Here is a 10979-nt window from a genome sequence, read left to right as displayed (position 1 = left end):
AGTGCCGCGATAAGCGCACCACCACCAATGATGAGCGGGACAAGATCACCTACCGACGAACCCGAGTCAACGCTATCGCCTTGACCTTTGTTGTCTGCTCCCGCATACGGGTTTTCTTCATCCGTTTCGGCAGCCTGCTCAACCGGAGCATTCGTCGACGTAATCACCGCGACAAACGTCGCCGCGCCGTTCTCCACGACCTCCATAATGAACGGGTTGTCAGGCGTCTCGCCTTCCGGGTACGTCAGCGTCAACGTGCGCCCCGCGACGTTCACGTCACGCTTGACCCCTTCGATGATGTTGCCGTTGACATCGAGGTAACGCAGCTTCGCATTCGACGAGTCGTAGTTGGCATACTTCATCAAATCGCGCGCCTTACTCAACGGCACCTTGACCACGATCTCGTTGCCGTGGATCTCTCCCTCGAAATCGAGCCGCTTCGCGTCCGCGGTGTCCGCCTTTTCCGCAGGCTTACGCTCAGGGCGATTGACGGCGCCGCTACCACTGCCTGCACCCGCACCGGATCCGCCGTTCGAGGCTTCACCGTTTGCGTCGCCACCGCCGTTTGCGCCACCACCGTTGTCTTCGGCGTGGCCTCCACCACCGTGGTGCTCGGTGTTTTCTCCAGCGCCACCGCCCGCAATTTCGTCTGCATCAGTTGCCTGTCCGCCGCCCACAGCGACGAGGTTAACTGTCGCCGTGTAACCGCCGGCGCTCGCAGGCACTGCTGCGGTCGCGCCCTCTTCCGCTGGAGCGGTCACCGACACCGACGTGCCATTGGATGTGACCACCCAGCCGCCTGCGGAGTAATTCACATCCACCGGCACGCCCACATCAACCGTCGTCGTCTGCCCCGCAGGCACGGTGATCTCCGAGGGAATCATGTTCGCCATTGCATCCGGGCTTAGCCCGCCCGGGATCTGCGCCGAGGCAGGGTGTGCTCCCACACCTCCGCCAAGCCCCACGGCAAGCAGCAGGGCTGCCGGAACCGCAAGTGTTGCGCGACGTGCTCGTGCAAATGTGTACTCACTCATAAGCGTAAAAGCTTACGCACGTGGATGCGAACTACGCCAAACCTCGCGCAGGCTATCTGCTGTGACATGTGTGTAAATCTGCGTAGTCGTCACTGAAGCGTGCCCCAACAATTCCTGCACGGAGCGCACATCTGCGCCACCTTCCAGCAGATGCGTGGCAAATGAGTGCCGCAGTGTGTGCGGGGAGATCTCTTTGTCTATCCCCGCACGCTCCGCAGCCTGCTTGATTACAGTCCAGGCGCTCTGGCGAGTTAAGGCTCCACCGCGCCTATTCAAGAACAACGCGTGTGACTTCCCGGTGGCGAATACGGGTCTGCCTCGCACGAGGTACGCCTCGATCGCATCTTGTGCATGCCGGCCGAGCGGGACGAGGCGCTGCTTACTTCCCTTGCCAGTCACGGTCAGAATGCCTTCAGTATCTATTGCGGCTGTCGCATCATCGACGCTCAGATCAAGCACCTCAGAAACTCGCGCACCTGTGGCGTATAGCGTTTCCAACAGCGCCTTGTCGCGTAGGCCGAGGGGCTGTTCGGTCGGGCAGGCATCGAGAAGCGTCGCCACCTCCCCAATGCTCAAAGTGTCGGGTAGCTTCTCGCCAGCTGACGGTGGGGAAACTTCGGCAGCGGTATCTGCCGGCAATACGCCTTCTTCTACGCCAAAGCGGTGCAAGCCTCGGGCGACAGTCAGCGCACGCGCAGCCGAAGATGCCGCGAGGGGGCGTGCGCCGTCCACCCCGCGGCGCAAGTCAGCAACGTACGCCTCTACATCGGTGGCACTGACTGTTGCCAAGTCGCTTTTCCCAGCGGCTGCCAACCATCGTGTGTACCGGTTGACGTCGCGGGTGTAGTTACTCAACGTGTGAGGGGAGACTCCCCGCTCAACAGCGAGATGCTGCAACCAGCGCGCAGCTAGTTCGTCGGCTTTTACCGCCATCTAGATGCGCTTCATATCCGGCACGATGCCACGCTCGGCTCGCCGCTTCGGCAGCGATTGCGGGCGCAACTCGAATGGCTCCGACACATCACGTGACTGCGCTTTACCCTCTGCGACACGGCAAGCAGCCAAAATGCCGCCCACGGCGATTGAGTTCACAATCTCGCCTCGAAGCACCATTTGTGCGGCCTCGCTCAGTGGCACCCACCGAAAGTCCATGTCGGCTTCTTCGTCCTCGGCGTCCGGGCGTTCCACCTCGCGCAGTTGCTTTGCGACGAATACCCGCACCGCCTCTTCCGCAAACCCCGGAGACGTCACCAAATCCACCAGCACGCCCCACTGCTCAGCCTCGAGACCGGCTTCCTCAACCAGTTCGCGCTTCGCGCATACCAACTCGTCTTCTTCGTACATGTCCAGAAGCCCCGCAGGCAGTTCAAGCAGCCGCTTGCCTACGCTGTGCCGGTACTGCTCGACGAGCGCGACGCGCCCGTCGTCGTCAAGTGCAACTACTGCCACTGCGCCGAAATGCTCGACGATCTCACGGTTAGCTGGCTTGCCACCCGGCATGACCACACTGTCGCGGCGCACAGCGATGATTGGGGCGTCGATCAGTACCTCGGAGGACTCGACGGTAAATTCGTGGCTCACTCTGCCACCGCCAGCACTGAAGAAATCCTGCCGGACTCGTAGCTCACGTTGCCTACCGTTGTCACGCCGCGCAGTTCCTTTGGCGCGATGTCTTGACTAGTCAGCACGGTTTTGCCTGCATGGCCAAGTGCTTCCGCAAGGTCCTGCACCAGCTTCGCACCGAAGTCTCCGCCGGCGTCACCGGAGGCGCCATCCACAATCACGACAGCCTCCGCGGGCACGATCTCACCTTTCGTCTCGACGAAACCGGATTGTTGCAGCGTGTCAATTACGATTTTGCGATCCGAAGCCTGTGCTGGCGCTTCCTTCGTCTCAGGGTCGATCAACATAATCGACGCCAACGACTCACCCGCATGGGTGCCCGGTGAACGGTTCTCCACGCTCAACTGCGCACCGGACGGCAACGTCGACGCAATCACCGTGGACAACTCGTCGGCAGAGTTTTGCGACGTAAACTTCTCTGTCAGTTTCAACTCACCAGCATCGGAAGCGCCCGCCGCGTTGAGCAGCCACCGCACGGAATCAACATCGATATCGGCGGCCGTATGCGTACGCACGATAGCGACCGGCACCTCTTTGAGCGCTCCAGAGACGATGGACACCGACTCACTGCCCAGAAGAGCATCGGCAGCATCAAGCCGCTGCTGCGCTTCGCAGCTTTCCTTTGTCGGCTCCTCGGCTCCATCACCATTCGCGTTCCGGTCGATGTCGCTGAGAAACGCACCATTGAACAGATCCGGGCCGCCAGGAATAGCCGGCGCGAGTACCGAGGCCCCCAACACCACGCCGAGAGCTAACCCCCAACACAGACCAGCAGTGACAAGCCCACCCGTCCCTTTTTGCTTTCCCACGGTTTACTCCCCTTCCCCTGCTGGAATCCAGCCGCGCACCGTGTTGGCAACTGTGTCCCAGGTATTGACCAGGTTGTCGGCGAACGTCCCATTTCCGCCAAGCCCAACGACGAGAATGACGGCGGCAGCAGCGACCAGCAGGCCGAGTAACGCCCAGGCCCATGCGACACCGCTGGTGGATTCGACTGCGTAAAGATTCTCAATAACCGTAGAATCAACAACCTTGCGGCCGGCCTTCAAGCGAGCAAGCAACGCAGCCGGATCGGCATTCGCCGGGTCCGTGAGCATCCCGTCCAACTCCACCGGCTCGCCTACGGTGACAATCGTCTCCGCATCATGGAACGCAGCAAGCAAGATCGCGAGGTCTGTCGGCGAATCAGTCGCTGTTGGGAACGTCATCGCACCCACACCCAAATCTTGGATACGCTCCAAGCCAGGCGCATAACCGTCTGGGTCAGCCGGCAGAATCACCCGTGCTTCAGAACGCAAGTTCTCCGACGCGACATCCGCGGGGTCACCGACAATGAAATCAGCGGCATAACCCATCTCTGCCAGCGTGTTCGCGGCGCTTCCCACACCAATGATGACCGGGGTGTACTCCCGCATAAAGTTGCGGATGCCTGTCAGACGGCGCCGCGTGTCATCTCCTGGAGAGACAACAACGACCTTGCGGTCCGCCATCGCGTCGCCAAGTTCGGGTGCGCCGACACCGTCGATAAGCAACGGCGCTTCCGAGTGGATGAACTCAATGGTGTTGCCGAAATAGGCTTCCATGTTCTCCACGAGACCTTGCTGTGCCTCAGCGAAGGAGTTGTCCACCTGCTCACGTGTGACACGCTGTGCAACACCGACGTCTTTCCTTCCGACGGTGATCGTCCCCTCTGGCGTGACCGTGGCCTTCTTGCCGTCGCGGATCTTCTCGCGAACTGCTGCGTCGGCCACTTCGAAGATCGGAACGTTGGCGTCGAGAAGCAAATGCGGACCGAACGTCGGTAAGGATCCAGTGCTGTACGGCGCAAGATTGATCACCGCAGCAGGACGGCGGGCAATGAGCTGCTCTGCTAAACGACGCTGCATGTCCGGCGCATCCACAATCGCAATATCGCCCTCATGCAGGCGAGCAAGGCCTTTGCCCTGCGGTGTGCAGTCGCGCAGCGTACCGCGCAATTCCTGCGCGGGCGCTTCCCCAGTTCCAACAGTCATAGCGACCATTGTGCAACGTTGACCTGCCAGAACTGTGGAGGCGCGCGGGCTACGTCCGCATTTCCTCCACTTCGCGCTGCGCACGCTTGAACAATTCTGCCGCGTGGGCACGCCCTGTATCCGAATCATCAAGGCCCGCCATCATGCGCGCGAGCTCCTCAATCCGCTGCTCGTCAGTCAGATTGCCCACACCCGACGTCACCGCCTCGTCGCCCACGTCCTTTGACACATGCAGGTGCGTGTTCGCATACGCCGCAACCTGGGGCAAGTGCGTAACGACGATGACCTGATGCCTCAACGCCAACCTCGCCAAACGGCGCCCAATCTCCACCGCAGCACGTCCACCGACACCAGCGTCCACCTCATCAAAGACCAGCGTGCCGCCCGCCGACGACTCCGAAAGGATCACCTCAAGTGCCAGCATGACTCGTGAGAGCTCACCACCAGATGCGCTCGTGGCCAACGGCTTTGGCTCCAACGCGCTGTTCGGTGCGAGCGTGATCTCCACAGCGTCCGCACCATCGCGGCCAAACTTGGCCTCCGCCAGCTCGACGCGCAGCTGCGCCTTCGGCATGGCAAGCCCGTGAAGCTCTTCCGTCACCGCCTCCCCGAGGTTTTTGGCAGCCTTGTTGCGTGCCTTGGTCAACGCTGCCGCTCGCTTTTTTAGTTCGGCTTCAAGATCAGCAACGCGGCGCTTCAGCTCGTCGATAGCTTCTTCTGACGTATCAATCTTGCTCAGCCGTTTCCCGGCCTTCTCTCGCCACGCCAACACACCCGCGATGTCCGGAGCATATTTTCGTGTGAGCCCCTTGAGTTCCTGTTGGCGCTGCAGAAGGCGCTCTAGCTCATCCGGGTCGGTCGGAAGATCTGCGGTGAAACTACCGAGTTCCGCAGACACATCCGCAAGCACACCGGCGACCTCCCCGAGGCGCACACCAAGCTCCCGTAACTCCTCGTCACTAGCTCCTACCAACGCCGCCTGCGCCCTGCCAACAAGGTCTGATGCAGCTTCTTCCGCCTCTGCGCTGTAGCCGCCGACGGCTTCAGCACCATCAATTGCCACCAGCGCGGTCTGGGCGGCCTCACGCAGCGCATCAACATCCTGAAGACGGTTAATGGTTGCAACGAGATCGGCATCTTCGCCGTCTACGGGTGCAACTGCGTCGATTTCCTCAATTGCAAACCGCAGCCGGTCCATCTCCTGTGCCAACTCAAGGCGTTTCTCGGTGCGGTCCTTCAGATCTTTCGATGCCTCGCGCCACTGGACATAAACATCGCGATAGGAGGAGAGCTTCTGAGCGATCGCCGGGTCGAACCGGTCCAACGCCGCCAGCTGCTGTTCCGGCGCGAGAAGCCTCAACTGGTCGTTCTGGCCATGAATCGTGAGCAGATGCCCGGCAAGATCACCCAGTGTCGCGGCCGGAACCTTTCGGCCTCCTAGGTGAGCGCTCGATCGCCCCGTCGCTTTCACAGCACGTGAGACGACGTATTCGCCGTTTTCATCAGGCCCTGCACCAGCGCCCTCTGCAATCGCATGCACGGCGGACAATGTCGATTCCGGCAAATCTGCGATGCTGAGCGCGCCTTCAACCACAGCTTCCTGCGCCCCGGTTCGCACTCGGGAGGCATCAGCGCGGCCTCCTGTCAGCAGCCGCAAGCCGGTGACAACCATGGTCTTACCTGCACCGGTTTCACCGGTGAGCACCGTCAACCCAGGAGCAAGCTCCGCCGAGGCATGACGGATCACGCCCAAGTTAGAAATCGCGATCTCTGCGAGCACTCTGCCTCCCTACGCATCAACGCCGCGTACACCACGACCCGTCCGCGGGCCGCGCCAGCCGGACACCGGCAGCCGGAACTTATCCACCAGCCTGTCGGTGAACGGTTTGTCGTCCAAGCGTACCCACCGCACCGGACGCGACCCCCTACTTACTTCAACCCTCGAACCAGGAGGCACCGGGATGCGACGGAACCCATCCATTACCGCCATGGCACTCGACGTCGTGTGTTCTGACTCCACAGCAACCGTCGAGCGCGGCGAGACAACAAGTGGCTTTGCAAACAACGCATGTGCGTTATTCGGCACCACCAGCAACGCATCGAGTTCTGGCCACATCACCGGACCGCCAGCAGAAAACGCATAGGCTGTGGATCCGGTCGGTGTGGCCACCAGTACGCCATCGCAGCCAAACGACGACACAGGCCGAAAATCAACCTCCAACGTGGCATCAAGCACCCGTGTACGATCCAGATTCTCCACGCTGCATTCATTCAGCGCCCAATCCGTCCCGACGACCTGCCCCTCTTGGTCGATGACTGCCACGTCGATGGTCATTCTGTCGACAACGCGGTACGTCTTATCGACGACCTGCCTCACCGACTCCTCAAGACTCTCCGCGTCACCTTCTGCGAGGAACCCGACATGTCCGAGGTTGACTCCCAACACCGGAATATCCTGCGCCCGGGCATGCTCTGCGGCGCGCAGAAATGTTCCATCTCCGCCGAGCACCAGCACCAGCTCGCAGCCAAGCGCCGCATTGTCGTCAGCAGCGGCACGTGTCAGCCCACTGAGCACCGGATGCGTCTCAATCGCATCCATCTGTTCCTGTTCAAGCAACCGCACCGTAATGCCGGCTTCCTGGAGCATCTCCGCAGCCCTCGCTGCGGACGCGATATTCGACTCGCGGAACAAGTGCGGAACCAACAAGATCTCACGCTCAGCCGTCATTGCGGCCCCTCCTTCACGGCCTTTTGGACTGCGGCGGCGAGGGAATCGTCGTCAAGCATTGCCTCGCCTCCATCCTTTACAAGCCACAGGAAGTACTCCACGTTACCGCTCGGCCCTGGCAGAGGCGACGCAGCCACCCCACGCACGCTGAGCCCCAGCCCCTGTGCGAACTGGGCGACATCCACAGTGACTTCTTCGCGCAACTCCTGTGAACGGACAACGCCACCAGAGCCTAAACGGTCCTTGCCAACCTCAAATTGAGGCTTGACCATCGGCAACAAGTCAGCGCCATCCTCAAGACATTCCACCAGTGCCGGCAACACCAGCTTCAACGAGATGAAAGACAGGTCGCCGACCATCAGGTCCGCGAGTCCACCCATCATGTCCGGCGTCAGGTTTCGGATATTCGTCCGATCGAGCACCCGCACCCGCGGATCGTTCTGCAAGCGCCACACGAGCTGACCGTAGCCAACGTCCACGGCAACAACCTCACGTGCGCCGTTTCTGAGCAACACGTCTGTAAACCCACCTGTCGACGCGCCAGCATCCAGCGCCCTACGCCCTTCGACGCTCAGGCCACGTGGCCCGAAGGCTTCCAACGCTCCAAGTAACTTGTGCGCGCCACGAGACGCCCAGTCATCAATGTCCTCGACATTGACGCGTATCGACGCCTCTGGCTCTACCACCGTCGCAGGCTTCGACGCCACAAACCCACCGACCTCGACACGGCCCTCCTTGATCCACGTTTGAGCCTGCTCGCGCGAACGTGCAATCTTGCGGCGCACAAGCTCTGCATCCAAACGCCTCCGTTTGGGCGGCATTAGCTGTTCCTTTCTTGCAACGCATGCCCCAGTACCGCATGCGCGCGCGTCAGTGCGTCAACCTCATCGGCAAGCGATTCAGTATCTTCCGCGAGAATCGCTTCAAACTGTGACGTGACCTCCTCAGGCGTCGTATGCGGCGCCCGCGGATCCCTGGGCATGGGTGGCTTCATGTCACCACCACTGAGCTGTAGCAGCTTCAGCAGCCTCTGAGTTGGGCCGCACAAACTCCGGTGGAGTCTCCATATGCCACGCGACCTCCAAAACCGTGCGCAAGGCCTGAATCGGTGTCGCACCATCCTTGCCGTAGCTCAAAATGATGTCGTTACCGTCGATTCGCGCAGCGAAACCGCCCTGCGGTCCCGGGAGCAAAACCTCTGGGTTCTCGTTGAGTCCGCGCATATCCTCCGCAATAAACGTCGGTCGCTGCTCCTTGGGCGCCTCCATAAGCGCCAACGGGCCAGAAACACCGGTAAGCACGTGCAGCGACGGAATCCCCGCCGCAACGCCACCTGCAAGATCAGTATCTAGCCTGTCTCCCACGGCAAGCGGACGCTTCGCATTCATGCGTTCAGAAGCCTGAATGAACATCGCCGGCCCCGGCTTGCCCGCGCTTTCCGGAGTCACACCTGTCGCCGATGTCACCGCGGCAACCATCGAACCATTGCCGATCATCAGCCCACGCTCCATCGGCAAAGACGTATCCAGGTTTGACGCAAGATAGATTGCACCCCGCTGAATTGCCAACGCAGCTTCCGACAACTGCACCCAACCGGTCTCCGGGTTGTGGCCGTGCAGCACTGCCTTCGGATTCGCATCTGCACTATCGACGACGACGTAACCCGCATCGTCGACAAGCTGCTTAAACGACGGCGCGCCAACCACAAGAACAGGATCTCCGGGGGCGAGGTGCGCCTCAGCCATCGACAACGCAGCCTGTGCTGAAGTGATCACGTCTTCGGTCTTCGTATCGAGGCCAATCTTGCCCAGCATCGCAGCCACATCCGCTGCGCTACGCGACGCATTGTTCGTCACATACATAGCCGGAATCCCCGACGCCGTAATGGCCTCTACAGCGTTTGGAATCGCCACTCCGCCATTCCACACAGTGCCGTCGAGGTCAAGCAGGAGAGCGTCGTAGTTATCCTTCAGCGCCATTGTCTAGTCCAATTCTGCGGCGCGCTCCGCCGCATCCGTGAAACCATCCGTATCAATCTTCGCAGCGTGTTCAAACCACGTCTTGGCCTCACCACGCTGGCCAGTCGCAAGAAGGGCATCAGCATATGCGTAGGAAAGACGCACTTGCTCAAATCCCTGCGAATCCAAAGAAGGATTCATGCGCTGCAGCGTCGCAAGTGCAGAATCGTGCTGACCGAGATCATGGCGTGCGCCGGCAAGCACAATCGCCAATTCGATCTTCCCCGCTTCGTCCAATTCATTAGCTTCAGGGCTACGACCAAGTTCAAGCGCCTTCTGAGGTCGGCCCAAGCCACGCTCCGCATCAGCCATCACAGCTAGCAGCCCCGGGCCACCAGACATCCGCCGCGCCGCACGAAGTTCTGAAAGCGCTTCCTTCCACTCACCAGCGCGATATGCAACTACGCCAGCAGTCTCACGGACAACGCCGACACGACCAGCACGGTTCTTCGCGGCGCGGGCGTGCTCAAGTGCGAGCTTCGGATCGTCTTCCAGGAGATCAGTAGCCATCAGCATGTGCTGTGCAACGCGTTCCGCATTGTCCTTGGAAAGCACCTTGAGGTCCTGCAGCACAGACGGGTCAAGGTCGTTAATATCCAGGCCCGACGGCAAGTCAGGTTCGCGCTCCTTCTGCGCCATCCGTTCCTCGCGGTATCCCTCACGATATGGGTTCGAGCGATCGTGGCGGACACGGTTGTCCTGCCCGCCGTGGCCCGGGCGGCCGCCCTTACCGTGGGGCTTGCCACGGCCGCGGCCACCACCGTGACCGCCGCGTTTATTGTCGCCGCGTGCTCCACCGTAGCGATCCTCGCGACGTCCGCGCTCTCCGTCGCCAAATTCACGACGACCACGAGACTGCCCGCGGTTATTCCTACCGCGACGGTCTCCGCCACCACCATAAGAACGTTGACGTCCCTGGTTATCTCCGTTGCCGGCCTCTGCCATGGAATCCCTCCAATTCGTATCCAAGCCATTATAGGGATGCTCAACACAGTTATGCTGATCCCCCTCAGCCGAGCGGACTTGGCGAGCATTCGACTCCGTAATGGGCTATCAAGGATTCGTTCTCCGCATTGCGGTTACGTCCCACTCCTGGCTGTGCTGTATGCAAAACCCGACGTCATATCTTTCGCTGACTTGGGCAGAGTGTAAAACGCTGCGGCCGTGAAGCTTCATTTTGCATTTACGACTGTGTGCTGGTGGCTTTAGTCGAGTCTTCGGTGGCGTGAAGTCGCTTCGCTCCGCATTGCGGACAAGTGGGTAGACACCAACTATTTCCTTGTATCGGCTGGGCTACTTTTCCAAGAGCGCCGCCGCTGGCATCGACTCCGTGCTCCGCATTGCGGACTAATGGGTGTACGCCAACTATGCAGTGGCATAGTCAGGCACGCAATGTTTCTGACTCTGTATTGCGGTCTGGTGGGTGTGCACCAATGTTGCTGTTGTCGGCGACAACAATGATGTGGGTATGCGTAAAAACACCCGTAGGTGAAACCGGTTGGGTTTAGTTTCGTCTACGGGTGTTTGTTTTGAAGTTGTTGGGTCGGCGGTAACCTACTCTCCC

11 protein-coding genes are annotated in these 10979 nt (G+C 60.5%); all 11 read right to left on the bottom strand.

The features are described 5' to 3' along the window. Positions 1 to 1034: hypothetical protein (locus tag HMPREF2656_RS13095; RefSeq protein WP_168167544.1), on the bottom strand; the 1034-nt coding region annotated here is incomplete at its 3' end. A 12-nt stretch (positions 1035 to 1046) separates the two neighbouring features. Beyond that, on the bottom strand, positions 1047 to 1967 hold the full coding sequence (gene xerD, locus HMPREF2656_RS06425; RefSeq protein ID WP_070423223.1) for a site-specific tyrosine recombinase XerD: 921 nt from the start codon (positions 1965 to 1967) through the stop codon (positions 1047 to 1049). Next, positions 1968 to 2615: an NUDIX domain-containing protein gene (locus HMPREF2656_RS06420; RefSeq protein WP_070423224.1), complete on the bottom strand. Its 648-nt coding sequence runs from the start codon at positions 2613 to 2615 to the stop codon at positions 1968 to 1970. Then, the gene (locus tag HMPREF2656_RS06415; protein ID WP_083319471.1) at positions 2612 to 3466 is read right to left on the bottom strand and encodes a copper transporter; all 855 of its coding nucleotides are present in this window, start codon (positions 3464 to 3466) and stop codon (positions 2612 to 2614) included. The genes HMPREF2656_RS06420 and HMPREF2656_RS06415 overlap by 4 nt, the downstream gene beginning before the upstream one ends. 3 nt (positions 3467 to 3469) lie before the next feature. After that, positions 3470 to 4678, bottom strand: coding sequence for a putative cytokinetic ring protein SteA (gene steA, locus HMPREF2656_RS06410; protein WP_141739387.1), 1209 nt, complete (start codon positions 4676 to 4678; stop codon positions 3470 to 3472). A gap of 40 nt (positions 4679 to 4718) precedes the next feature. Further along, entirely contained in the window at positions 4719 to 6449 is a 1731-nt protein-coding gene (gene recN / locus HMPREF2656_RS06405) for a DNA repair protein RecN (protein ID WP_070816161.1), read from the bottom strand. Positions 6450 to 6458: 9 nt separating this feature from the next. Further along, complete coding sequence (locus tag HMPREF2656_RS06400) at positions 6459 to 7397, bottom strand: NAD kinase (RefSeq protein WP_070451574.1); 939 nt, start codon at positions 7395 to 7397, stop codon at positions 6459 to 6461. Then, positions 7394 to 8218: a TlyA family RNA methyltransferase gene (locus HMPREF2656_RS06395; protein ID WP_070423228.1), complete on the bottom strand. Its 825-nt coding sequence runs from the start codon at positions 8216 to 8218 to the stop codon at positions 7394 to 7396. Before HMPREF2656_RS06395 ends, HMPREF2656_RS06400 begins: the two co-directional genes overlap by 4 nt. Next, the gene (locus tag HMPREF2656_RS13090; RefSeq protein WP_167594521.1) at positions 8218 to 8391 is read right to left on the bottom strand and encodes a hypothetical protein; all 174 of its coding nucleotides are present in this window, start codon (positions 8389 to 8391) and stop codon (positions 8218 to 8220) included. Before HMPREF2656_RS13090 ends, HMPREF2656_RS06395 begins: the two co-directional genes overlap by 1 nt. 1 nt (position 8392) lies before the next feature. Then, positions 8393 to 9376, bottom strand: a complete 984-nt coding sequence (locus HMPREF2656_RS06390; RefSeq protein ID WP_070816160.1) for an HAD-IIA family hydrolase — start codon at positions 9374 to 9376, stop codon at positions 8393 to 8395. Positions 9377 to 9379: 3 nt separating this feature from the next. Further along, positions 9380 to 10360: a hypothetical protein gene (locus tag HMPREF2656_RS06385; RefSeq protein WP_083279532.1), complete on the bottom strand. Its 981-nt coding sequence runs from the start codon at positions 10358 to 10360 to the stop codon at positions 9380 to 9382. Positions 10361 to 10979 lie beyond the last annotated feature (619 nt).

The sequence above is a fragment of the Corynebacterium sp. HMSC034B08 genome (genome assembly GCF_001835805.1).
Lineage (GTDB): Bacteria > Actinomycetota > Actinomycetes > Mycobacteriales > Mycobacteriaceae > Corynebacterium > Corynebacterium coyleae.
The sequence above is the reverse complement of the archived record's forward strand: the minus strand, read 5'-3'. Positions and strand labels throughout refer to the sequence as shown.

Coding starts and splice junctions, on each gene's coding strand:
- HMPREF2656_RS06390 (WP_070816160.1), bottom strand. CDS start 9,376: ATGGCGCTGAAGGATAACTACGACGCTCTCCTGCTTGACCTCGACGGC.
- xerD (WP_070423223.1), bottom strand. CDS start 1,967: ATGGCGGTAAAAGCCGACGAACTAGCTGCGCGCTGGTTGCAGCATCTC.
- HMPREF2656_RS06395 (WP_070423228.1), bottom strand. CDS start 8,218: ATGCCGCCCAAACGGAGGCGTTTGGATGCAGAGCTTGTGCGCCGCAAG.
- steA (WP_141739387.1), bottom strand. CDS start 4,678: ATGGTCGCTATGACTGTTGGAACTGGGGAAGCGCCCGCGCAGGAATTG.
- HMPREF2656_RS06385 (WP_083279532.1), bottom strand. CDS start 10,360: ATGGCAGAGGCCGGCAACGGAGATAACCAGGGACGTCAACGTTCTTAT.
- HMPREF2656_RS06400 (WP_070451574.1), bottom strand. CDS start 7,397: ATGACGGCTGAGCGTGAGATCTTGTTGGTTCCGCACTTGTTCCGCGAG.
- HMPREF2656_RS13090 (WP_167594521.1), bottom strand. CDS start 8,391: ATGAAGCCACCCATGCCCAGGGATCCGCGGGCGCCGCATACGACGCCT.